We start from the raw sequence: 21,642 nt of genomic DNA, 5'->3' as shown, positions 1-21,642 counted from the left end.
CACCGGTCCACACCGGTGTCGCATTTCAGCAGGTCAGATGCCATACCGACGGCACTCATACCGGTCGCGGCCAGATCGGAGGTGACCGCGGGTGGGTGGGCGGCGGGCCGGGTCGGGTGCGTCGGAACGGGCCTGACCCGCCGCCCGGTGGACGCCGACGACCCGCCACAACCAGGTACGGCGGGCCGTCGGCGCACGGGGCGGATCCGGCTGCCCCGCGAGCGGTGCTCAGGACACGCGCGGCGTGCTCGCGACCCGGCGGAGCAACGCGTCCGCCAACTTCTCGTAGTCGATCGGCGTCGGCTTCGCCGCCTCGGCCGCCTGGAGCTTGAGCAGGGTGGTGACGTCCCGGCGGAGCTGGTTGAACTCCCGGACGAACTTCATCTCCCGGGTGCCGCCGTCGGTGGTCTCCTGCATGTCGAGCAGCGCGTCACTGGCCTGCCAGGTCACTGACAACGCGCCGTCCTGCGCCGGGGTCATCATGTCGGTGTCCTCCTCTTCTTCCTTGTTCGCGGTGTCGCCGAGTGCGATCGCGAGGATCCGTTCCATCAGTGGGCGGTTGGCGCAGTGGCGCCGGTCGAGGCTCAGGTGCCAGTGCCACAGGTGTGAACTGTCCGAGGTGGCCGCGACGTTGCGTACGTTGTCCCAGCCGTCCACCACCTTGTCGCCGTCGACGTTGCAGTAGATCTCCCGGACCTCTTCCAACTGCCCGGCCTTCATCGCGCCGAGCAGCCGCCCGGACTGGGCGATCATGGCTTCGGTCGCGCCGGGGGTGAAGTCGAAGCCGGCGATGTGTCGTGGTTGGTCGGCGGTCAGTCCGGTCTGTTTGGTGTAGGTACGGCTGGTACACAGTGGGCTCTTCTCGACGAACTCCTGCGACCGGTGCGCCCCCCGGAGGTGCTGGTAGTCGCCCTTGGTCCCGGCCGCGCCACGGGGGCGACCGGTACGCCGGCACAGTTCGTCCCCGAGCCAGTTCAGCTCGGCGGTGACGATCTCGCGGCGTACCCAGGGATCGGCGTTGAATTCTGCCTGCGTGGCCATGTAGGCACCGCTTCCCGAACACGTACCGACCGGTTCGCGGGCAGGGTGGGGCGTACCGCCGGCGGCGGCGAGGAACGCGGTGCCCGAGAGGTCGACCTGGCCGGTCAGTGGTCTGCTGTTCGATGATTTCCTCGACCTGGCGAGGACTTACCGGCCGGTCCACCTTGCTCCGGCCGTCACCGGGCAGCGTTGCCCGGCCGGCGATCCGACGGGTACAGCACACCGGTTTCCGGTCCCGGTGCGCGCCGGTCAGGGGACGTCAGTACGTCCAGATCACCTGCCGACAACGCCGTTACCTCAAGCAACGAGTGCCCTGACCTGGGGTTTCGTCTCGGCGGAGAGAATGGCACATTTGGCGATCACGCCGAGCCGCAACCGGTCGAGCGATACATCGTTATTCGGTTTTCGTGTCGTCCTGTCGGGCCCGGCTGGGCTGGACCCGCTTCGGCTCGCCCGGCATCTTCGGGTGGTCCGGCGGGTACGGCAGGTCCCCCGAGCCGCCCCGGTCGTCCCGGTCGGCCCACTCCAGCAGCGGGGTGATGTCCCACGCCGCCTCGTCCATCCCGGCGTGCGGATCGCCGATCTTCGCCACCCGCTCCGGCACCGTACGCAGGTCGAAGTCGTCCGGCTCGACGTCGGGCAGCTCGTCCCAGGTGACCGGGGTGGAGACAGTGGCGCGGGCGTTGGCCCGCAACGAGTACGCGCAGGCGATGGTCCGGTCGCGGGCCATCTGGTTGTAGTCCAGGAAGACCTTCTCGCCGCGCTGTTCCTTCCACCAGGCAGTGGTGGCCAGGTCGGGCCGGCGCCGCTCGATCTCGCGGGCGAACGCGATCACCGCCCGGCGTACCTCGGTGAAGGTCCAGCGGGGCTCGATCCGCAGGTAGACGTGCACGCCACGACCGCCGGAGGTCTTCGGCCAGCCGGTCGCGCCCAGTTCGTCGAGCAGTGCCCGGACCTCGCCGGCCACCGTCACCGCGTCGCCGAAGTCGGTGCCCGGCTGGGGGTCGAGGTCGATCCGCAACTCGTCCGGGCGGTCGACGTCGGCGGCCCGGACCGGCCACGGGTGGAAGACCACGGTGCCCATCTGCGCGGCCCACGCGACATGGGCCAGGTCCGCCGGGCAGAGCTCGTCGGCGGTACGACCGCTCGGGAACTTGATCTGTGCGGTCTGCACCCACGGCGGCACGCCCCGGGCCGGCACCCGCTTCTGGAAGAACATCTCCCCCTCGATGCCGTCGGGGAAGCGTTGCAGGGTGGTGGGGCGCGAGCGCAACGCCTGCATGATCCCGTCGCCGACGGCGAGGTAGTAGTCGAAGACGTCCTTCTTCGTGTAGCCACGACTGGGGAAGATGACGCGGTCCGGGCTGCTCAGCCGTACCTGATGTCCCGCCACCGCGACCTCGACGGCCGCTGCCTTCGCGCTGCCAACCATGCCGCGACCATATGTCAACCGGATGCCCGGCACGGCCCCGGCGGGCCGGTCCCGCCCGATACTTCGCCCCGTGGGCGTGCCGGGTGGTGGTTCAGCCCCCGTCGGGGGCCGCGTGGCGCGCCGCCGGTCCGGCGGTGCCGCCCGGCACCCGCCAGTCCCGGTGGGTCGCCCAGACGTTGCAGATCAGGAAGAGTTTGCGCTCGAACCTCGGGTCCCGGCCGAGCACCCCGTCGTAGGGTGCGCGCAGCCGCAGGGTGGCGCCGTTGTGCAGGTAGACGGCGACCAGGGTGCGTCCGCGGCGGCGTTCCGCCCGGATGTCGACCACCAGCCGCCAGGGCGCGAAGCCGTCCAGCCCGAGCGGCACACTGCGTACGCCCAGTTCGTCCAGGCGGGCGCCGATCCGGCGCCGGACGGCCAAGCCGTAGATCAGGCCGAGCGGCACCGGCACCAGCAGGGCCAGCCAGGTGGAGTGCGGCGGGGCGCGCAACTGCCAGGTCCCGCCCACCAGTACGGCCAGCAGGGTCGGCCCGGTCAGCGCCGCCCCGGTCAACGCGACGGCGCCGACGAAACCGGTCCAGAGCCCGCTGACGATCACCTGACGCCAGGTCGGCCGGAAGCTGGCCAGCACCGCGAGCTGATGCCTGCCGTCCCGGTCCCCGCCCGGCCTGGTGGCCGTCCGCATGCCCTGTCAACGACCGTCGGGGACGGTTGGTAATCATCCACCCCCCGGCCGCCGTACCGTTGGGGTATGACTCTTGACAAGAAGGAGCTTCCCCGTACGGACGACGAGTGGCGGGTCCGCCTGTCGCCCGAGGAGTTCCGGGTGCTGCGCCAGGCCGGCACCGAGCGGGCCTGGACCGGCGAATACGTCGAAACCAAGACTCCGGGGACATATCGCTGCCGCGCCTGCGACGCGGAACTCTTCACCAGTGACACCAAGTTCGACTCGCACTGCGGCTGGCCGAGCTTCGACCAGGCCCTGCCGGGCGCGATCCGCTACATCGAGGACCGCTCGATGGGCATGGTCCGGGTCGAGGTGCGCTGCGCCAACTGCGACTCCCACCTGGGTCACCGGTTCGACGGCGAGGGCTTCACCCCGGCCGACGCCCGGTACTGCATCAACTCCGTGTCGATGCGCCTCGATCCGAACGACGTACACTGACCCACCCGCACCACGGCGGACGGCCGTCGCCCGACGGCCGTCCGGAAACCCGGGGAGCCGCCGCGTCGAATGGCCCGCTCAGAGCAGTAGCCGGCCGCCCTGCTGGTCGACCTGGTCGGCCTGGTCGTCGTCGAGCCAGACCCCACCGGTGGCGAGGTAGCGGAAGCGGTATTCGCCGGGACCGAGCCGGACCGTCACCGTACGGCGGCCGTCCCGACGCGCGACCAGCTCGTGCCGGCCGGGCTCCCACCCGTTGAAGCAACCGACCACGCTCACCGCGCCGGTGGGCGCGTCCTTCGGCAGCGAGAAGGTCACTCGGGTCTGGTTCCCGAACAGTCGACTCCGTTTGATCATTTCGACCTCCAGCCCTCCGGCCACCGCATCCGACACCTGCTGCCCGGTTCAACGGGCCAGCCGGGGAGCCGGTCGCGGTGAGCGTTTTATCGGTTTCGGCCGCCTTCGCCCGGTCGGCCGGTCAAGCTGGATCCACTGTCTGAAACGGGGGGTTTGTCATGGGAACCTGCGAAGTCTGCGGCAACGACTACTGGCTCGCGTTCGAGGTACGGACGGTGAGCGGCGACTCGCACACCTTCGACTCGTTCGAGTGCGCGATCCAGAGCCTCGCGCCGATCTGCGAGCACTGCCGGGTCCGGATCGTCGGACACGGGGTGGAGGTCTCCGGCCGGTTCTTCTGCTGCGCCCACTGCGCCCGCGCGGTCGAGGGCGACCGGGGCGCCGCCATCAAGGACACCGTCGGCGCCCGCCCAGCCTGACCCGCGCCCGCACTCGCACCGGTACGGGCCCCAGGGCGGAGGGCCGCACCGCCGTCCCGCATACGATCAAGGGATGCCGCCGCAGCAGATCACCCTCCACCTCGCCCCGTTCGCCGACCTCGACGCCCGTACGTTGTACGACCTGCTCCGGCTGCGAGTCGACGTGTTCGTGGTCGAGCAGGAGTGCGCCTACCCCGAGCTGGACGGGCGGGACGTCGAGCCCGGCACCCGCCACCTGTGGTTGGAGCAGGACGGCGGGCCGGTGGCGTACCTGCGCATTCTGGCCGACCCGGACGGCGTGGAACGGATCGGCCGGGTGGTGGTGGCCCGGCACGCGCGCGGCGACGGCCACGCCGGCCGACTCATGGCCGAGGCGCTCACCATCATCGGCAACCGCACCAGCGTCCTGGAAGCGCAGGCACACCTAGCCGCCTTCTACGCCCGCTACGGCTTCACCCCCACCGGCCCCGAGTACCTGGAAGACGGCATCCCCCACCTCCCCATGCGCCGCACCCCCGCCTAACCCCCTCCCCGCCCCGCCGCCCGCCGGTTGGCGGTTGGCGGCGACTGATGTAGAGAAAGAGTGGTTATCCCGCCCCGGATAACCACTCTTTCTCTACATGAGTGCGGATCTTGAGGGGTGGGGGGTTAGAAGGTGGTGGAGAGGTGGGGGGTGGTGCGGGGGAAGAGGGAGCGGAGTTGGGTGGCGGCGGAGGGTGGGACGGTGCCGAAGCCACGTAGTGGGAGGTCGTCGGGGTCGGCGACGCCGTAGACCAGGGCGGAGATGCCGGCGGCGGTCAGGGTGGCGGCGGGTAGCGCCGGGGCGTCGGCCCGGCTGACCGTCAGTTGGCCGTCGGTGCCGTCGAGCAGGTAGGAGCCGGCGAGGAGTGGGTCATCGACGATCTCGACGCGTACCCGGCCGGGGCCGGTCGGGAGGCCGTGCAGGCCGTCCAGGGTGAGCAGTCGGGCCATCGGTGCCACCGCGCCGGGGAAGGCGACCGTACTCTCGGTGTGGGTGGCGAGGTCGGCGGCCCAGAGTTCCGGGGTCTCGTCGGCCGCGACGATCGCGCTGATCCGGGCCACCTGGTCGACGTGGCGGGCGAAGAACTGCAACAGCAGTGCCCGGCCGAGCGGACCGACGGTGAGCAGGTCGTCGGCCCGCAGGGTGCCGCCGTGATCGTCGATCCGGTACGTGACCGCCCCGATCACCTCACCCTCGTGCGAGGCGCTGACCAGCCAGCGTTTGTCGTCGTCGCGAAGGTGGACGGCCCGACTGTCGGGCAGCACACAGAACCCGTGCCGGGACGCCACCAGCCGCTCGGTGAAACCACGATAGGTGTCGTACCCGTCCCGGATCCGTTGCAGGCGCAGCTCACCGGGCAGGTCGGCGCGCAGCCACTCGCCGAGGTCGGCCGGGGAGAAACTGACCGTACGCGGCTGCGGCAGCGCGGCGTAGCCGAACCTGGCGTAGAAGGAGGGGCGGAACGGGTAGAGCGAGCTGACCGCGTACCCCTCGTCGCGCAGTTCGCCGAGAAGCTGGGTGAGCAGCGTACGGACGTGGCCCTGGCGACGGGCCAGCGGATGGCTGGCCACCCCGGAGATGCCGGCCATCGGGTGGACCACACCCCGGACGTTCTGCCGCATCGGGATCGCGCTGACCGCCGCCAGTGTTTCGTCACCGTCCTGCACGACCAGGGTGATGCTGTCCGCGAGGTAGGGCAGGAAGTCGTGGAACCTCGCCACCTCGTCCGGCTGCGTCGGCGACGGCTCGAACGCGTACGACTGCAAGCGCCAGCTCGTGGTGGGACGTTCCTCGTTGGCCAATCGGCGGATCTTCATGACCCCATCCCAACCGGCCACCGGCACCGGCTCAACCCATTTGACGGTACGGCCGCACCCGACCGGCCCGGGGCCGATCGGTACCGGTGAAGCGCACGGCGTCGGAGCGGGGCAGTCCTGCAACTCCGTGCGGGGCCCTTCTGGTGCGGGCTACTCGCCTCGGAGCCGTACATCATTGTCGTCGTCAGGCAGAGGCTCCCACTCATGTTCGCCTGCAAGTAGGTGCTGTGCCGCCGGTCGGGATCGTGCCCAAGCTAAGACCTCCGCGCGGGTGCCGTCGAAATCTTCGGCCCCAAACGACTCGTCCCGTTCGTTCGGCCGGTCGTATTGGTCGATCCAACTAGCTGCATAGGTTATGGCGGGATAAGGCGGGGCACCGCCCTCAGCTTTTACATACACGGTGCCGTGTCCGGGGCGGGGTGATCCGTGTCGCTGTGGTTCATTCACGAAGTGATCCAGCGGCGCGGACGTATAGTGCCGGGCGATCGGGCGGCGTTCGTTCTCCATCGGCTCACCCTATCGCCGCCTACGTGCCGCTGACCCCGTAGCGGGCACGCCCGCTACGGCGTGCCCGCTCGGCTCCATAGTTACCGACTAGTGCTGCTTGTTGCCTGCCGGGGAACCTCTACGACTGCGACCATCCGGATCCGTACGATTCGGCACCCAACGCGGGCGGATCCGGGCTGGTGTACTGTCCGCTGCTCTCCCGGTTGAACTTGGAGGACTTCCACCACACCCACCAGCGGCCGGGGTACGAGCTGGACGGGTCGGTCCACTCGAATTGGCGGGTGCTCCAGCCGCCGGAAAAGCTTTCATCGGCCCGAAAAACAGTGTCTCCCAGTCGGGTGGGCAGACTAAGAAGCCGCAGTCTCCGGTGCCAAAGAGCTGACAGCAGCGGCCGATGACGCCCGCCGTCCGCGATTATGCATTATGGAGTAGTGGGAATACGGCGAACCGTATTCAGCTGCCTATTATCCGACGAACTACTCTCCTGCCGCGCCAACCGCCAACGGGCGCCTTCGCGGTAGCCTCGTTCGGTGGCAGCAACATCCACATGTTCAATCACGTTGAAACCTGCTCGGTGTGAGAAACGAACTCGGGGCCGAGGGCTTGGAGATCTAACATACAGACCGTGGGTCCGTCCGTGCGGCATGACTAGAGGAGCCGGCGATCCGAACCTTTTCGGTGTTCGTTCGCCGGAGGTAGACCGGAAGATAGAGACTGCTGGCATGTATCCGATGCGCCGACGGGTGTCGTGGTCCCGACACCTACCCGGCCCGAACGTCCCATGCCCGGTGTGATCGACCGGCAGCAAACTGCGACGGTGACCAAACGCCACCACCTACTCGCCGCCGCACTGACCGTGACGCTTGCCGGATGCGGGAACACCGAGCCCGCCGCCCAGCCGTCACCGGCGGCGTCTCGACCGTCGGCCGTAGCGACCGCCCCTCCGGCTGACAGGGACAACGACGGCATCCCCAACACGGCGGACCTCTTCCCCGACGATCCGACTAACATTCGCCGGGTGGTTCTCGACTGCGGACCCGCACGATACGCCGTCCTTATCGACCCGAACAAGGGCCCTGACTTCACCCAAATCTGGTCAGCGAAGGCCAGTTCCTGTGATGCCGACACCGCCGTCACCCCCACCACCCCGTTGGAGCAGCAGGCGTACAAGGCGTCGGGCTACATAGACAACGATGTGGAGACCTTGTACACGATCTGCGCCGAAAACGACCCAACAGAGATGTACACCGAAGAGGAGTACGCGGCAAGCGTCGAACAAATCGCGGAGCTGACCGGGGCCCTGACCTTGTGTCCGAAGCATCCGTTGGGGGCGAGGTGGAAGCAGGCAATCGCACGAGGCTCAGCGGACGCCAAACTGACTAAGGAGGGGCGGCTGTTCGCCGATGGCACCTACCTCGTCGGCAGCGAAATCAAGCCCGGGACGTACGTAGTCACCGACGTGAAGGGCTGCTACTGGGAGCGGCAGAACCGAGACGGCGGCACGATCGACAATTACTTCACCGCCGGGGCCCGACGGGTACAGGTGACGATCCGGTCGACGGACTACGCGTTCCATGCCGAGGGGTGCGGGGAGTGGCGACCGAAGTAGCAGCGCAAGGAGCGACCCCGGACAGCCAAGGTAAACCGGGATCGCTCCTTCAGTTCGTTCAGGCCCTGTCAGACCATCGACCGACTGCGGCGCGTGCTCGATGAGATGGGCCTCCGAGAGCCATGGCCGGAGCCGGCGAGCGCCTGACCGAGACAGCGAGCGGGAAAGCGGGAGCGGTCCGGACCGCTCCCGATCTTCCCTCCCCCGCCGACCGATAGGGAGGGCCCGCCCCGAGAGCGCCACCGCAGAAAGTCACGCCGAGCGGGGCGAGGTGCCTAGGCGGGAAAACTTCCCGCGTGTACCTGTTCGACGGTCAACTCAGCAGGGAGGTTGGGTTTCGGCGCACCGGCAAACCGGTACCGGGCGGAATCTCCGGAGCCCTCCAGGACGTACACCCCCTGATCGCCGGTGATGACCCACTGCCCGGTAGGCACCCCCTTCTCATAGATCCATGGGGTCACGAACAGGAGGTATTCCCGGCCCTCGACCAGCAGGGGCGACAGATCCGCCGCTACGGCCGTCGCGCTCCCGGTCTGCCGCACCTCCAGCGCCCCCAGGGGCGGCACCTGGCCCCACACTGCCGGCCCGATCAGCTTGACGCTGGTGACGGTAAACGGCACACCGTGCAACATCTCGACCCGAGCGTCCCCGGCCGTCGCCCGCACGGCGACCGTGCTTTCTGCCTTGAGTTCCGCAAACGTGTTGTAGTCCTTGATGCGGGAAACGTGAATGTCCCCTTGACCCGCGCCCGCGCTTCGTTCAGCGGGGGCGGAGGCCGACCCGTTTACCCGGTCCACACCACCGCAACCCGCCATCGGCGCGGCGAGCAGGACCAGCCCTGCAACGGCGATCGGAAGTTTCCAAAACATCGACAGCCCCTCAGTTAGTAGATGAAATTAATTGCGGCCACGTCGTCGGACTGAGGGAGGAACTGGCTACACGTATCGTAACGGAACGCCACGGTGTAGTACATGAGCGCCAGGCCGCCGCAGGTGTTTCCTGGGTGACTCTGGTGGTTGATCCCAAGCGCGTGCCCGATCTCGTGCCCGAACACGCTCTGTCGTTTGTCTGCCGGGTACGCGTCCGTGTAGTACGTGTTCAGCATCGATGTCAGCGGCAGGCGCTCCCACACGGCCAGTCCGCCAGCACATGATGGATTGCTTGCGGGTGCTTGCGTCTGACCAGCCCATCCGGTGTTTCCCCAATATGCCTGATCCACGATCAAATTGGGGGTGGTCCCAACGAGTTGCATCGTGACTGGGGTGTAGTTGTCCCACGCTGCGGCTGCTTCGATTGCCTGTTGGCCGTAGCCGCCGCCGCCCGTCTCATCGGACCACCGGACAGTAGACGAGGGCATCTTGCACCAGAACAACACGTAGTCGATGCCGGCCGGGTCGTCGTGGGCTGTGGCCGGCGATCGGGGGACGACGACAACCGCGAGCGCGGTTGTCAAGGCCAGGAATGTCGCCACTAGGCAACGTGAGGCGTTCTTCATGCCAATCACGCTAGGTACCCAGTCAGTGACCGTCAATAGATGTCGATCAATTAAATTATTGGAGCCGAACGGGACAATTCCAGCAGATATCCGGGCAACTGTCAGTCGCCCCAATTTCCTGCCCAGCCCTAGTGATCCGCCGACGAACGCTCCTTAAAAATCTTCACTTAGTCGGAACGATCGGGAGCGCCGGGCCCCCCGATCCGAAGCAGATCTTTTCCGTGCCTACCTCGTCATGGAAGGGCGCCGCCTTTCCGGGCCGCACCTCGAATGTTCGCGTACACACGCTGCACTTGCGGACCGGGTACCGCACGGTGTTTCTCTTCACTAGATTGATCGCAATCGCCGTCGTATGGGTGGACACGTCAGCCACCCGAGAAAACGGGCGTCCAACTCTTCGGGGGCCACGTCCATCAGCTCGGCCCCCGCAAGCTTCCGGTATTGCTTCATGTAGATCCGGAGGTTCTGCGGCCTCCCGTGAGCCACCGCCAACAGCCGCCGCTGGAAGAACCAGCAGGGCCACGGATCGCGGCAGGCGCGACAGCGCCAGTCCGGGCCGTGCTGGTGCTGGGCTATCACGTCTTCGTCGTCGTCATCCACGGGGCAGTTCCGCTCGCTCTCGGCTACCGGTGCGCTGAGTTGGAATCTTTAAGATGACCGGAGGAGGTGGAGGACTCGGCGGGTACGCCCACTCTCGTGCTTGGCGAAGGGCGGCAACCCGCCCCCACAGCGCGACGTTTCGCCCGTCCGTCCCGTCCCACTCGTTCGAAACACCGCGCAAATTGACCCACCCAGGTCCAGGGGTGTGGATCTCGGCCACGCCAGTACGCGATCCGTCGATCGATGTGAGTGAGTTCTCACGGCGGGGTCCGGTGGGGTGCCGGCTACCATCCGAGGTCGCTTTGGCCTTTGACTTGCCTCGTCGTACTTTATGGTTTGTCACCTCCGGTTAGATCAGGTGCACCCGTTCGAGGGATCCGTCGGTGTTTCGCAGGGTGAGGCTGCCGTCCCCGTGGTCGATCAGGTCGAGGACCAGGTGGTAGGCGACCAGCGCGCGGTTGATCGTGTCGGTCTTGGTGTCCCGGGTACGCCCGCAGGCCAGCTCAAGCGCACGAACCGAACGCGGTACCAGGTTGACGGTGACCTTCACCAGCGACCGACCGCTCTGGTCGGCGCCACCCTCGGCAGCGAGAGCTGTGGCTGCGATCAATCCGTCAGTCACACGATCACGCCCGCGCCGCTGAGCAGCACCGACACCGCCGAAGTCGGTCTCGCCTCGATCCACTCCTTGATCGCCCAGTCAAGCTGCCGGCACTCGTAGTCGGCCACGCACTGCGGACAGCGCCGCCCGTTGACATGCCCCTGAAGCGTCATGCGTACGGCCCACCAGATTCCGGCCCTCGTCAGCGGCTCATCCTGCCTGCTCATGACTCCCCGTCCCCGGCCCCGGCCTGCGCATCGATGCCCGCGTCCCGTGGGAGGGCCTGTAGGAACTCGATCGCGCGATCCATGTACGTGCATCCGTACTGGGTGCAGTGCAGGCAGACCGGGCGCCACAGGGTTCCCCTGCGGTGTCGTTTCACCTCCGCGCGAGCGATCCACGCCAACGTGCCCACGCTCAACTCCCCACTCATCGGTCACCCCGTGAGTTCCGCCGGATGCGCCCGCACGAACCCGGCCCGCCCCGGCCGAGCGGCGGAACAGGGTAGGCCGGACCACCATTGAGGGGGCGTGGACGCGGACCAGGCCCCGGCGGTGCCGGGGGCAGCTCGGACGGCCGCGTTGCAGCCATCGGGCAAGGGAAGGGACTCAGAGCCCGGCGGCGCCAACGGTGCCCGCGCACGCAGTAGTGGAACAGCCGGAGCCAACTCCGGCGATGTCGTGGATGGTCAGGCGCTACCCGCAACCGATGCCTAGACATGGTGATGCCTGCCGGGGTTGGGGTCGGTCATGCGGTCGGTGGTCGCCAACCCGCACTTAGGGCACCACCGGCTTTTGACCTTGAAGATGGTCAGCCCAACGGCGAAACCCACCAGTAGCGTCAACAACGGGACAAAGAGGTCCATACACCATCCCACAGGTAAGATCACTCATAGTGATCAGCTCGACTTATTGCCAATTAGCTTGCATCATTCACCCTGACTAACGCAACGGTGCTGAGACAACCCGTTCAACGTCGATCAGTGAGAGGGGTGACGGTGGGTGCAGAATTGGACTCTTTAGGATCAATCGACCACAGCGGTCCATTGGCAGCGTCCCGGCGGGGTAGCCGACAGATTGAGAGACGCGATGCGGCTGGACATGTCCGCGCCGGTGAGCGGCTACCCTCCCAGCATCGGCTAGCCCGGCATCACGGGGTTGGGAAGCCGAACGTCCAACAAGCGCTTGACATACCGCGCAACGACGGGCTATTGCTCCATCGCGGGGCAACGCATGGTCGTGGCGAGCGAGGGAGAGGTTACGGTGCCTGACCAGAAGCGAACTCCCACGGTTCGCGCGAGACAACTCGGACTTGACCTGCGCAGGCTCCGCACGGAAGCCGGACTGTCCGCTGAGGAGGCGGCCGGGCTGGTCGGGTGTTCGCAAGGAAAGATCAGCCGGATTGAACTGGCCCAGTCGGGTGTCAGCAAGGGTGACCTGTTCCTGATCCTCAAGACGTACAACGTTCCGGAGGAGACTCACGAGCAGTTCTGGCAGCTCGCACGCGAGGGGCGTGGCCGAGGCTGGTGGGAGGACTACCGCCACGTGATCACAGGTGGCCTGAGTACCTACATCGCATTTGAGGCCGAGGCGACCGCCGTCAACTCCTGGAACTGGGGCTTCATGCCGGGCCTGCTCCAGACGGAGGGATACGCCCGAGCCCTGTTCGCCAGCGATCCCCGCCGCGTCGACCCGGATGAGATCGACCGGCTCGTTGACGCCCGGATGGCGAGGCAGGTGAGGCTAACCGATGGCAGCCTGAGCTTGTGGGTTGTTCTCGACGAGTCCCTGTTGCACCGCCCGATAGGCGGACCGAAGGTGTTTGCCGAACAGCTCGACCGGTTGGCTCACCCCTCGCCCGAGGTGACAGTCCAGATACTCAAGCAGCAGACAGTCTGGCACTTCGGTCTTGGCGGAGGGTTCAGCGTCATGTCGTTCCCGGAGCATCCGTCGATCGTCTTCACGGAGAGCCTGACCGGTGATTCGCACGTCGAGCAAGAGGATTATGTGAGCCGGTATACGCTCGCCTTTGACCACCTACGGGCGGTAGCAACAGGCCCCGACGAGTCACGCACGGCAATCGAACGTGCGCGCGATTATTGGATGAAGGAAGGCTAGCCGTGAATCTCACCCACGCCGCATGGCGCAAGAGCAGCCGCAGCAACGGCAGCGGCAACGGTGACTGCGTGGAAGTGGCCGACAACCTCCCTGGCCGGGTGCTCGTCCGGGACACCAAGGACCGCGACGGCGGTACCCTGACCTTCGGGCCGGAGGCGTGGCGGGCGTTCGTCAGCTTCGCGTCGAGTGCCAGTTAGTCACTCGATCGACTACGGAAGTTTGGTCTCCCTGTCAGACAGATTTCCAGCTAAGAAGGGCCCCAGCGCGATGCTGGGGCCCTTCTTTGTAGCCGACCTACCCGTTTTTCCACCCTCATGCGCACTGCTTGCAGTATCGGCGTCGTCTTCGGAGTAGAAGTCGCCGCTCAATCCACCACCAGGCTACTGGCCGACCTTGATGCCCGGTTCGCCGGAGACGAACTGGATGTTCTGGCGGGGCTGTCGGCCGGGCACGTTGACGCCGTGGCGCTTGCCGATCGGCAGGATGACCCGCCCGTAGGTCGCCTCCAGCATCATCGCGGTGGCGGTGTACCAGGCGATCAGGGCCGAGACGACGAAGAGCCAGGCGCCGGTCGTCCGCCAGGCGGAGCTGTCGGAGATCTGGCCGACGCCGAAGGTGGTCGCACCGGCGGCGAGGGTGATCAGCACCCCGGCGAGCCCGAGGTTCACCGCCAGGGCGGCAGCCGCACCGGACCAGGTGATCGCGGCGAGTGCGATGAACCAGTAGCCGAGGGCCACGAACGGCGTGGGCTGGGTCAGTACGCCGATCGCGATCAGCAGGAAGAGCAGCCCGTACGACAGCCAGAAGGCGCCCCAGATCCCGTGCATGGCGGTGGCCAGCCCGTCCCGCGCCCGGTACGCCCACATCCCGGCCAGGAACTGGGCCAGGCCGCCGAGGAACGCGGCGAACGGGAAGAGGAACTGCGGGGTGGTCGAGTTGCCGTACCAGCCGGCCAGGTTCGCGCCGACGACGAAGGTGGCGGCGGCGAAGCCGAAGAGCCCGAGGATCGACGGGGCGGCCACCGGTTGCAGGACGACGGTGGCGTGGTTGCGCCAGAACTCGAACTCGCCGTCGTGGCCGTCGTGGCCGTCATGGCCGCGTATCGGTGGTCCGGGGCGTGACATGTGAGACATCTCCAGACTCCTTCTCCAGCGGATCTCACCGCCTGACGCGGCTGGGCCCGTAGCGGTTGCCGACTACCCGCCCGAACAGGCATTACACCGGATGTGGCGGCTTGTCGTCGGTCGCGACCACGGGGAGCTTTTTCGGTCATATGTTGACTTCCCCCCATGGCCGGAATAGCCTTCGGCCAATCTGTAAAGTTTGTGAACTGATTGACATCAGTCACTGCTATGCCGCCGTCGGCGGGCAGCCGGCGAGAAGGAAGCGCCATGACCCCGAGCAGCGCCATGACCCCCAGCAGCAGGACCGTCGGCCGGATCCGGCCCCGCATCGTCGCCGTACTCGCCACCGTCGCGGTCGGGCTCGCGGTGGGCGCGGTCGGCGTCACCCACGCCCTGGCCGCCACCACCGGCGCCATCACCGGGTACGGCGGCAAGTGCGTCGACATCGCCGCCGCCAGCAACGCCAACGGAACCAGGGTGCAGCTCTACACCTGCAACGGCAGCACCGCCCAACAGTGGACCGTCGGCGACGACGGCACCATCCGGGCCCTGGGCAAGTGCCTCGACGTGGCGAGCGCGTCCACCGCCAACGGGGCCAGGGTGCAGATCTGGGACTGCAACGGCAGCGGCGCCCAACAGTGGACCGCCAGCGCCGGCCTGCTGCGCAACCCGACGGCGAACAAGTGCCTCGACGCCACCGGCCCCTCCTCCGCCGACGGCACGCCGCTGCAAATCTGGGAGTGTTTCGGTGGACCCAACCAACAATGGGTCCTGCCCACCGGCGGCGGCAATCCGACGCCGACGCCGACCGCACCGACGACACCGCCACCGGGAGGCAACGTGGACCTGGGACCGAATGTCTCCGTCTTCGACCCGTCGATGCCCGCAGCGACCATCCAGAGCCGTCTCAACACCGTCTTCCAGCAGCAGGAGAGCAACCAGTTCGGCAACAACCGGTACGCGCTGCTGTTCAAGCCCGGCACGTACAACGTGGACGTGAACGTCGGCTTCTACACCCAGGTCGCCGGGCTCGGCTACCTGCCCGACAGCGTCACCATCAACGGCGGCGTGCACGTCGAGGCGGACTGGTTCCAGGGCAACGCCACGCACAACTTCTGGCGCGGCGCGGAGAACCTGTCGGTCAACCCGCCGTCGGGCACCGACCGCTGGGCCGTCTCCCAGGCCGCCGCCTACCGCCGCATGCACGTACGCGGAAATCTTCAGCTCGACGACGGCGGCTGGTCCAGCGGCGGCCTGCTCGCCGACACCCGCATCGACGGCCAGGTCCGCTCCGGCTCACAGCAGCAGTGGCTGTCCCGCAACACCCAGTGGGGCAGCTGGACCGGCTCGAACTGGAACATGGTCTTCGTCGGCGCGGTCAACGCCCCGGCCAACAGCTTCCCGAACCCGCCGTTCACCACCGTCGCCCAGACGCCGGTGGTACGCGAGAAGCCGTTCCTCTACGTCGACCAGGCCGGCAACTACCAGGTGTTCGTACCGGCGGTCCGGACCAACACGACCGGCACCAGCTGGGCGTCCGGCGCCCCGGCCGGTACGTCCCTGCCGATCGGCCAGTTCTTCGTGGTCAAGCCCGGCGCCACCGCCGCGACCATCAACGCGCAACTGGCCCAGGGGAAGCACCTGCTGTTCACCCCGGGGATCTACCACCTGAACGACACCCTGCGGGTGACCCGGCCGGACACGGTAGTGCTCGGCCTCGGCCTGGCCACCCTGATGCCGGACAACGGCATCGTCGCGATGAGCGTCGCCGACGTCGACGGGGTGAAGGTCGCCGGGCTGCTGTTCGACGCCGGACCGGTCAACTCGCCGGTGCTGATGGAGGTCGGCCCGACCGGCTCGTCGGCCAACCACTCGGCCAACCCCACCTCGCTGCACGACGTCTACTTCCGGGTCGGCGGCGCGGCGGTCGGCAAGGCCACCGTCAGCCTGCGGGTGAACAGCTCGAACGTGATCGGCGACCACCTGTGGATCTGGCGCGGGGACCACAGCTACGGGGTCGGCTGGAACGTCAACACCGCCGACACCGGCCTGATCGTCAACGGCAACGACGTCACCATGTACGGCCTCTTCGTCGAGCACTACCAGAAGTACCAGACCATCTGGAACGGCGAACGGGGCAGGACGTACTTCTACCAGAACGAGATCCCGTACGACGTGCCGAACCAGGCGAGCTGGCAGAACGGCTCGCAACAGGGGTACGCGGCGTACAAGGTGGCCGACTCGGTGACCACGCACGAAGCCTGGGGGCTGGGCAGCTACTGCTTCTTCAGCAGCAACCCGAGTGTGGTGCTGGGGCACTCGTTCGAGGTGCCGAACCGGGCCGGCGTCCGGCTACACAACATGACCACCGTGTCGCTCGGCGGGACCGGCACCATCCGCAACATCGTCAACAACGTCGGCGACCCGGCGAACTCGGCCGACAACGTCGCCACGCTGGTCAACTACCCGTGATCGGGTAACGCGGTGCGGGCCACGGCAGGAAACGCCGTGGCCCGCACCGCGCTCACGGCAGGCTGGCGACCAGTTCGCCGACCGAGCGGCGGCGGCCGGTGTAGAACGGCACCTCCTCGCGTACGTGCCGGCGGGCCCGGGAGGCGCGCAGGTCACGCATCAGGTCGACGATCCGGTGCAGTTCGTCGGCCTCGAAGGCGAGCATCCACTCGTAGTCGCCGAGGGCGAACGAGGCGACCGTGTTGGCCCGTACGTCGGCGTAGCCGCGAGCCATCCGGCCGTGCTCGGCGAGCATCTCCCGGCGCTCGGCGTCGGGCAGCAGGTACCACTCGTACGAGCGCACGAACGGGTACACGCAGATGTAGTCGCGGGCCGGCTCACCGGCCAGGAACGCGGGCACGTGGCTCTTGTTGAACTCCGCCGGCCGGTGCAGCGCCATCTGCGACCAGACCGGTGCCAGTTGCCGACCCAGTCCCGTACGCCGGAACAGCCCGTACGCCTCCTGGAGCGCGTCCGGGGTGGTCGCGTGCCACCAGATCAGCAGGTCCGCGTCGGCCCGCAGGGCGGAGACGTCGTAGCTGCCCCGGACCACCACGTCCTTGCTCGCCAGGTCGGCGAAGAGCGCCTCGACCTCGGCGGCTATCCGGTCCCGGTCGTCCGGCAGCGGGCCGGTGGCCCGGAAGACCGACCACATGGTGTAGCGGACAGTGTCGTTCAGCTCCCGCAGCCGGGCCGCGTTGCTCTGTTCCGCACCAGCATCCGTGCTCATCCCGTGGCTCCTCCCAACGCCTTGACGATCTCTTCCGCGGCGGTCTCGCCGGAGCGTACGCAGATCGGCATGCCGACCCCGTCGTAGCCGGCGCCGGCCAGCGCCAGCGTCGGGTGGCTCGTCCGCAGCGTGTTCCGCGCCGCCGCCACCCGTTCCAGGTGTCCCGGCTGGTACTGCGGCAGCGCCCCGCCCCACCGCTGGACGTGGCTGGCCACCGGCGCCGGCAGTGCGCCACCGGGCAGCAGTCGACCCAGTTCCCCGTGCACCGCCGCGACCAGCTCGGCGTCCTCGCGCTGCAACAGGTGCTCCTCGCCGTAGCGGCCGACCGAGGCGCGCAGCAGCGCCAGCCCGTCCGACCGGCGCTGGTGCGCCCACTTGGTGCTGAAGAAGGTGGCCGCCTTGGTCAGCGTGCCCTCGGTCGCCGGCACCAGGAAACCGGAGAGGTCGGGCAGGGTCGCCGCCGGCACGACCAGGGTGACCAGCGCCACGCTGGCGTAGTCGAGCCGGCCGACCAGGGCACCGACACCGACGTCGACCCCGGCGAGCAGCCGGGCGGCCGGACGCGCCGGCAGGGCCAGCACCACCGCGTCCGCCTCGACCTGTTCCGGGTCGCGGGTGGGGCCGATCACCAGCCGCCAGCCGGTCGGGGTGGGGGCCAGCTCCCGTACCGTCGCGCCGAGCCTGATCTGGACCCCGCCGACCGCCGTACCGCTGCCGGCCCCGACGGGTGCCACCAGGTGTTCGGCCGCGGCCGTGACCAGCCGACCCAGCCCGCCCTCCACGGTGGCGAAGACCGGTCGGCCGGGGGTGCGGGGCGAGGCCGCCAGGGCGGCCCGGACGGCGCCGGTCAGGGTGCCCTCGATCCGGGCGGTGCGGGCCAATCCGGGCATGGTGGTGGCCAGCGAGAGCGAGTCCGCCCGGCCGGCGTAGACGCCGCCGAGCATCGGGTCGACCAGCCGGTCGACGACCTCGTCGCCGAGCCGGCGCCGGACCAGCTCACCGACGGCGACGTCCTCGTCCGGGCCGAGCAGCGGGCCACCGCCGTCGCGGTCCCGGTCCGCCGCCGGCTGCGCCAGCGCGGACACCTTTTCCAGATCTCCGGGTACGCCGACCAGCGTGCCGCCGGGTACGGGCAGCAGCCGGCCACGCAACGCGATCGCCGCCTGCCCGGTCGCCGGGTGCACCAGGTCCTCGCCCAGCCCCAGCCGGCGGGCCAGGGCGACCGCCGCCGACTCGCCCCCGGCGGGGTCGCGGGTCAGGAACGCCTCGGCACCGAACTCGACCGGCGCTCCGGCGACGCTGCCGGTACGCAGCTTGCCGCCCAGCGAGCCGGACTGCTCGTAGACGGTGATCGTGCTGCCGTCCGGTGCCCGGTCCCGCAACCGCAGCGCGGCGGCGAGACCGGTGATGCCGCCGCCGACCACCGCGATCCGCGCCGGCCGTCCCGCCGCGTCGTCCCGCGTACCGGTTTCCATGCTCAGCAAGCTTCCATGATCAGCGGGCGGATGCCTCGTGCACCAACGCGACCACCCGGGTCAGCACGTCGGGATCGGTCTCCGGCAGGACGCCGTGGCCGAGGTTGAACACGTGTCCCGGAGTCGACTCGCCCTCGGCCAGGATCCGGCGCACCTCGGCCTCGACCACCGGCCACGGGGCGAACAGCACGCACGGGTCCAGGTTGCCCTGCACCGCCCTGTCCGGGCCGATCCGTACGGTGGCGGCGTCCAGTGGCGTACGCCAGTCGACCCCGACCACGTCGGCCCCGGCCTCGCCCATCGCGCCGAGTAGTTCCGCGGTGCCCACACCGAAGTGGATCCGGGGCACGCCCGCGTCGGCCAGGCTCGCCAGCACCCGGGTCGAGTGCGGCAGCACGAACCGCCGGTAGTCGGCCTCGGAGAGCGCCCCGGCCCAGGAGTCGAACAGCTGGATCGCAGACGCACCCGCGTTCACCTGCACCCGGAGGAACTCCTCGGTGATGTCGCCCAGCCGGGCGCAGAGCGCGTGCCAGATTTCGGGCGCGCCGTACATCAGGGCCTTCGTCTTCACGTGCGTACGCGACGGGCCGCCCTCGACCAGGTAGCTGGCGAGGGTGAACGGCGCCCCGGCGAACCCGATCAACGGCGTGTCGCCGAGGTCGGCGACGAGCAGCCGGACCGCCTCGTCCACAAAGGAGAGATCGGCGGCGTCGATCGGCCGGATCCGGTCCACGTCGGCGGCGGCACGCACCGGCTCGGCGACCACCGGACCGGTCCCCGGCACGATCTCCAGGTCGATTCCGGCCGCGGCGACCGGCACCACGATGTCGCTGAACAGGATCGCGGCGTCCACGCCGTGCCGGCGTACCGGCTGCATGGTGATCTCGTGGACCAGTTCCGGCCGCCGGCACGACTCCAGCATCGGCACGCCGGCCCGCAGTTCGCGGTACTCCGGCAGCGAGCGGCCGGCCTGCCGCATGAACCAGACCGGGGTGTGCGGCACCGGCAGCCGTCGGCAGGCGCGGACGAACGGAGAGTCGGCGGGGCCCGCCGGGGCTGGTTCCCCGCCCCGGCTCACGTTTCCGGCAATCGTGGTGGTCATCGGCGCAATCGTGCCACGCCCGATGGTGGCAGCGGAGGGGGCCGGGCCATTTGTGAGCACGAACGCGGACGGCGCGCCGATCCCCCGCCACGCCACCGGTCGGCTTAGGCTGCGAACATGGCCGCCCCGATCGTGCTACCCGAGACGTTCACCCGCGCGGTGGCCGGTCTGCGCGCGGCCCCGCCCCGGGACGAGATCCTGCTCGAAGAGGTCGGCGCCCCGCAGCGGCTCGCCCCGTACGCCTTCGCGCTCAGCGCCAGCGTCCTGCGCGACGGTGACGAGGTCGCCACCGGGCGGCTCATCCTGCTGCACGACCCCGCCGGTCACGAGGCGTGGGAGGGAACCCTACGCCTGGTGACGTACGTGACCGCGGAGCTGGAGATCGACCTCGCGGCCGACCCGCTGCTGCCCTCGGTCGGCTGGACCTGGCTCACCGACGCGCTGGACGCGCAGGGCGCCGACCACCGGGCCCTGGGCGGCACGGTGACGCAGACCATGTCCACCCGGTTCGGCGACCTGGCCGGGCCACCGGCCGCCGGTGACATCGAGATCCGGGCCTCCTGGACCCCGCTCGGCGCCGACCTGCACGCCCACCTGCTCGGCTGGTGCACACTGCTGGCGTCGACCGCCGGGCTGCCCCCGCCCGGGGTGACCGCGCTGTCCGACCGCCGCCCGGCCGGCGCCGCCTGACCCACCCGCGCCGGGCAGCCGACCCACCCGGCCGCGCCGTCGGCCGGACCTTCCCGGTCATCGGCCGTACCTTCCCGGTCATCGGCCGGTCTTCCCGGTCAGAGGTAGCCGTCGGCCTCCGCGCAGACCTTGTCCGCCTCGTCGATCGCCTTCTTGAAGGCGGACTCGCTGGTCGCGGTCATCGCCTTGCTGAACAGGTCGAGGCAGTTGGCGATGACCGCCTTCTGCCGGGCCTGCTCGTCCCGGTCGTTCTTGGTCCCGGTCAGGTCCTGCTCCACCGCCTTGATCCGGTCGTTGGCCGCCTCCAGACCCCGGTTGAGCCGCTCGATCTCGCGCGAGTTCGCGGCCAACCGGGTGTCCCGGTCGGCGACCTGGCCGCCGAGTTCCCGCTCGGTCCGGGTCAGCTCGTTGTTCTTGGTGACGAACAGGCCGGTCATCACCGCACCGACGCTGAAGAGCAGCGCGACGACGATCGACAGCACCAGCACCGTCCGGCGGCGACCACCGGCAACCGGCGGCGGAGGTCCGTACGGCAGGCCGGGTCCCGGCGGCGCGGACATCGGCTGCCCGACCGGCACACCCGACATCGGCACACCCGACATCGGCGCTCCCGGATACGGCTGCGGACCACCGGAGACCGGGACGCCCGGGTACGGCTGCGAGCCGCCGGGAACGGGCGCTCCCGGCGTCGGAAGCGCGGAGACCGGCGGGTGGTACGGCGGCGGGGCGTAGGCGGCACCCGGGGCGGTCACCGGTGGCAGTGGGGTGGTCGGATCGACCGGTGGCGGGTCGTCGGGACCGTTCAGGGGCTGGGACATGCACTTTCCTCCGAGG

At 68.9% G+C, this 21,642-nt stretch carries 23 protein-coding genes; 8 read left to right on the top strand and 15 right to left on the bottom strand.

Translation table 11 applies throughout. The features are described 5' to 3' along the window. Positions 1-228 precede the first annotated feature (228 nt). The 3 genes from OG792_RS07940 to OG792_RS07930 form a co-directional block, all read right to left on the bottom strand. Positions 229-1,041 (bottom strand): hypothetical protein, encoded by an 813-nt coding sequence (locus tag OG792_RS07940; RefSeq protein WP_329108574.1) that lies wholly within the window; start codon positions 1,039-1,041, stop codon positions 229-231. Positions 1,042-1,435: 394 nt separating this feature from the next. Further along, entirely contained in the window at positions 1,436-2,473 is a 1,038-nt protein-coding gene (gene ligD, locus OG792_RS07935; RefSeq protein ID WP_329108573.1) for a non-homologous end-joining DNA ligase, read from the bottom strand. A 91-nt stretch (positions 2,474-2,564) separates the two neighbouring features. Next, complete coding sequence (locus OG792_RS07930; protein WP_329108572.1) at positions 2,565-3,155, bottom strand: hypothetical protein; 591 nt, start codon at positions 3,153-3,155, stop codon at positions 2,565-2,567. A gap of 66 nt (positions 3,156-3,221) precedes the next feature. Between OG792_RS07930 and msrB the strand changes: the two genes are divergently transcribed. Beyond that, positions 3,222-3,635, top strand: a complete 414-nt coding sequence (gene msrB / locus OG792_RS07925) for a peptide-methionine (R)-S-oxide reductase MsrB (protein ID WP_329108571.1) — start codon at positions 3,222-3,224, stop codon at positions 3,633-3,635. Between the two features lie 78 nt (positions 3,636-3,713). On the opposite strand, the gene OG792_RS07920 is transcribed toward msrB, so the two are convergent. Next, complete coding sequence (locus OG792_RS07920) at positions 3,714-3,989, bottom strand: isoamylase early set domain-containing protein (protein WP_329108570.1); 276 nt, start codon at positions 3,987-3,989, stop codon at positions 3,714-3,716. A gap of 158 nt (positions 3,990-4,147) precedes the next feature. Between OG792_RS07920 and OG792_RS07915 the strand changes: the two genes are divergently transcribed. Together OG792_RS07915 and OG792_RS07910 are read left to right on the top strand one after the other, a co-directional pair. Continuing rightward, positions 4,148-4,408, top strand: a complete 261-nt coding sequence (locus tag OG792_RS07915) for a Prokaryotic metallothionein (protein ID WP_329108569.1) — start codon at positions 4,148-4,150, stop codon at positions 4,406-4,408. A 73-nt stretch (positions 4,409-4,481) separates the two neighbouring features. Continuing rightward, entirely contained in the window at positions 4,482-4,931 is a 450-nt protein-coding gene (locus OG792_RS07910) for a GNAT family N-acetyltransferase (RefSeq protein ID WP_329108568.1), read from the top strand. A 125-nt stretch (positions 4,932-5,056) separates the two neighbouring features. Here OG792_RS07910 and OG792_RS07905 read toward each other — a convergent pair whose 3' ends face one another. Beyond that, positions 5,057-6,247 (bottom strand): GNAT family N-acetyltransferase, encoded by a 1,191-nt coding sequence (locus tag OG792_RS07905; RefSeq protein ID WP_329108567.1) that lies wholly within the window; start codon positions 6,245-6,247, stop codon positions 5,057-5,059. Positions 6,248-7,571: 1,324 nt separating this feature from the next. Here OG792_RS07905 and OG792_RS07900 point away from each other — a divergent pair. Further along, positions 7,572-8,363, top strand: coding sequence for a hypothetical protein (locus tag OG792_RS07900; RefSeq protein ID WP_329108566.1), 792 nt, complete (start codon positions 7,572-7,574; stop codon positions 8,361-8,363). Positions 8,364-8,638: 275 nt separating this feature from the next. On the opposite strand, the gene OG792_RS07895 is transcribed toward OG792_RS07900, so the two are convergent. From OG792_RS07895 to OG792_RS07875, 5 genes are all read right to left on the bottom strand, one after another. Beyond that, positions 8,639-9,232, bottom strand: coding sequence for a hypothetical protein (locus OG792_RS07895; protein ID WP_329108565.1), 594 nt, complete (start codon positions 9,230-9,232; stop codon positions 8,639-8,641). Between the two features lie 14 nt (positions 9,233-9,246). Further along, entirely contained in the window at positions 9,247-9,858 is a 612-nt protein-coding gene (locus tag OG792_RS07890; RefSeq protein WP_329108564.1) for a matrixin family metalloprotease, read from the bottom strand. A gap of 949 nt (positions 9,859-10,807) precedes the next feature. Further along, positions 10,808-11,080 carry a hypothetical protein gene (locus OG792_RS07885; RefSeq protein ID WP_329108563.1) on the bottom strand — a complete coding sequence of 91 codons (273 nt, stop codon included), beginning with the start codon at positions 11,078-11,080 and terminating at the stop codon, positions 10,808-10,810. Further along, positions 11,077-11,286 (bottom strand): hypothetical protein, encoded by a 210-nt coding sequence (locus OG792_RS07880; RefSeq protein WP_329108562.1) that lies wholly within the window; start codon positions 11,284-11,286, stop codon positions 11,077-11,079. Before OG792_RS07880 ends, OG792_RS07885 begins: the two co-directional genes overlap by 4 nt. Then, on the bottom strand, positions 11,283-11,474 hold the full coding sequence (locus OG792_RS07875; RefSeq protein WP_329108561.1) for a hypothetical protein: 192 nt from the start codon (positions 11,472-11,474) through the stop codon (positions 11,283-11,285). The genes OG792_RS07880 and OG792_RS07875 overlap by 4 nt, the downstream gene beginning before the upstream one ends. An 847-nt stretch (positions 11,475-12,321) precedes the next feature. Here OG792_RS07875 and OG792_RS07870 point away from each other — a divergent pair. Together OG792_RS07870 and OG792_RS07865 are read left to right on the top strand one after the other, a co-directional pair. After that, positions 12,322-13,176 carry a helix-turn-helix domain-containing protein gene (locus OG792_RS07870; protein WP_329108560.1) on the top strand — a complete coding sequence of 285 codons (855 nt, stop codon included), beginning with the start codon at positions 12,322-12,324 and terminating at the stop codon, positions 13,174-13,176. A 2-nt stretch (positions 13,177-13,178) separates the two neighbouring features. Then, a complete protein-coding gene (locus OG792_RS07865) occupies positions 13,179-13,373 on the top strand; it encodes a DUF397 domain-containing protein (protein ID WP_329108559.1) in 195 nt (64 codons plus the stop codon). A 183-nt stretch (positions 13,374-13,556) separates the two neighbouring features. Here the strand turns inward: OG792_RS07865 and OG792_RS07860 are convergent, their stop codons facing one another. Beyond that, positions 13,557-14,309 carry an acetate uptake transporter family protein gene (locus tag OG792_RS07860; protein ID WP_329108558.1) on the bottom strand — a complete coding sequence of 251 codons (753 nt, stop codon included), beginning with the start codon at positions 14,307-14,309 and terminating at the stop codon, positions 13,557-13,559. Between the two features lie 258 nt (positions 14,310-14,567). Between OG792_RS07860 and OG792_RS07855 the strand changes: the two genes are divergently transcribed. After that, on the top strand, positions 14,568-16,772 hold the full coding sequence (locus tag OG792_RS07855; protein WP_329108557.1) for a ricin-type beta-trefoil lectin domain protein: 2,205 nt from the start codon (positions 14,568-14,570) through the stop codon (positions 16,770-16,772). Positions 16,773-16,824: 52 nt separating this feature from the next. Here the strand turns inward: OG792_RS07855 and hemQ are convergent, their stop codons facing one another. The 3 genes from hemQ to hemE are packed head-to-tail and all read right to left on the bottom strand — an operon-like array spanning position 16,825 to position 20,118. Next, complete coding sequence (gene hemQ, locus OG792_RS07850) at positions 16,825-17,541, bottom strand: hydrogen peroxide-dependent heme synthase (protein ID WP_329108556.1); 717 nt, start codon at positions 17,539-17,541, stop codon at positions 16,825-16,827. Continuing rightward, positions 17,538-19,016: a protoporphyrinogen oxidase gene (hemG, locus tag OG792_RS07845; protein ID WP_329111155.1), complete on the bottom strand. Its 1,479-nt coding sequence runs from the start codon at positions 19,014-19,016 to the stop codon at positions 17,538-17,540. The genes hemQ and hemG overlap by 4 nt, the downstream gene beginning before the upstream one ends. A 19-nt stretch (positions 19,017-19,035) precedes the next feature. After that, positions 19,036-20,118, bottom strand: a complete 1,083-nt coding sequence (gene hemE / locus OG792_RS07840) for a uroporphyrinogen decarboxylase (protein WP_329108555.1) — start codon at positions 20,116-20,118, stop codon at positions 19,036-19,038. Positions 20,119-20,235: 117 nt separating this feature from the next. On the opposite strand from hemE, the gene OG792_RS07835 reads away from it, so the two are divergent. Beyond that, a complete protein-coding gene (locus OG792_RS07835) occupies positions 20,236-20,808 on the top strand; it encodes a DUF3000 domain-containing protein (RefSeq protein ID WP_329108554.1) in 573 nt (190 codons plus the stop codon). Between the two features lie 98 nt (positions 20,809-20,906). Here the strand turns inward: OG792_RS07835 and OG792_RS07830 are convergent, their stop codons facing one another. Continuing rightward, positions 20,907-21,626 carry a hypothetical protein gene (locus OG792_RS07830; RefSeq protein WP_329108553.1) on the bottom strand — a complete coding sequence of 240 codons (720 nt, stop codon included), beginning with the start codon at positions 21,624-21,626 and terminating at the stop codon, positions 20,907-20,909. Positions 21,627-21,642: the final 16 nt, after the last annotated feature.

It is taken from the genome of Micromonospora sp. NBC_01699, from assembly GCF_036250065.1.
GTDB lineage: Bacteria > Actinomycetota > Actinomycetes > Mycobacteriales > Micromonosporaceae > Micromonospora_G.
The sequence above is the reverse complement of the archived record's forward strand: the minus strand, read 5'-3'. Positions and strand labels throughout refer to the sequence as shown.

Coding starts and splice junctions, on each gene's coding strand:
- OG792_RS07940 (WP_329108574.1), bottom strand. CDS start 1,041: ATGGCCACGCAGGCAGAATTCAACGCCGATCCCTGGGTACGCCGCGAG.
- ligD (WP_329108573.1), bottom strand. CDS start 2,473: ATGGTTGGCAGCGCGAAGGCAGCGGCCGTCGAGGTCGCGGTGGCGGGA.
- OG792_RS07930 (WP_329108572.1), bottom strand. CDS start 3,155: ATGCGGACGGCCACCAGGCCGGGCGGGGACCGGGACGGCAGGCATCAG.
- msrB (WP_329108571.1), top strand. CDS start 3,222: ATGACTCTTGACAAGAAGGAGCTTCCCCGTACGGACGACGAGTGGCGG.
- OG792_RS07920 (WP_329108570.1), bottom strand. CDS start 3,989: ATGATCAAACGGAGTCGACTGTTCGGGAACCAGACCCGAGTGACCTTC.
- OG792_RS07915 (WP_329108569.1), top strand. CDS start 4,148: ATGGGAACCTGCGAAGTCTGCGGCAACGACTACTGGCTCGCGTTCGAG.
- OG792_RS07910 (WP_329108568.1), top strand. CDS start 4,482: ATGCCGCCGCAGCAGATCACCCTCCACCTCGCCCCGTTCGCCGACCTC.
- OG792_RS07905 (WP_329108567.1), bottom strand. CDS start 6,247: ATGAAGATCCGCCGATTGGCCAACGAGGAACGTCCCACCACGAGCTGG.
- OG792_RS07895 (WP_329108565.1), bottom strand. CDS start 9,232: ATGTTTTGGAAACTTCCGATCGCCGTTGCAGGGCTGGTCCTGCTCGCC.
- OG792_RS07890 (WP_329108564.1), bottom strand. CDS start 9,858: ATGAAGAACGCCTCACGTTGCCTAGTGGCGACATTCCTGGCCTTGACA.
- OG792_RS07880 (WP_329108562.1), bottom strand. CDS start 11,286: ATGAGCAGGCAGGATGAGCCGCTGACGAGGGCCGGAATCTGGTGGGCC.
- OG792_RS07860 (WP_329108558.1), bottom strand. CDS start 14,309: ATGTCTCACATGTCACGCCCCGGACCACCGATACGCGGCCATGACGGC.
- OG792_RS07855 (WP_329108557.1), top strand. CDS start 14,568: ATGACCCCGAGCAGCGCCATGACCCCCAGCAGCAGGACCGTCGGCCGG.
- hemQ (WP_329108556.1), bottom strand. CDS start 17,541: ATGAGCACGGATGCTGGTGCGGAACAGAGCAACGCGGCCCGGCTGCGG.
- hemG (WP_329111155.1), bottom strand. CDS start 19,016: ATGGAAACCGGTACGCGGGACGACGCGGCGGGACGGCCGGCGCGGATC.
- hemE (WP_329108555.1), bottom strand. CDS start 20,118: ATGACCACCACGATTGCCGGAAACGTGAGCCGGGGCGGGGAACCAGCC.
- OG792_RS07835 (WP_329108554.1), top strand. CDS start 20,236: ATGGCCGCCCCGATCGTGCTACCCGAGACGTTCACCCGCGCGGTGGCC.
- OG792_RS07830 (WP_329108553.1), bottom strand. CDS start 21,626: ATGTCCCAGCCCCTGAACGGTCCCGACGACCCGCCACCGGTCGATCCG.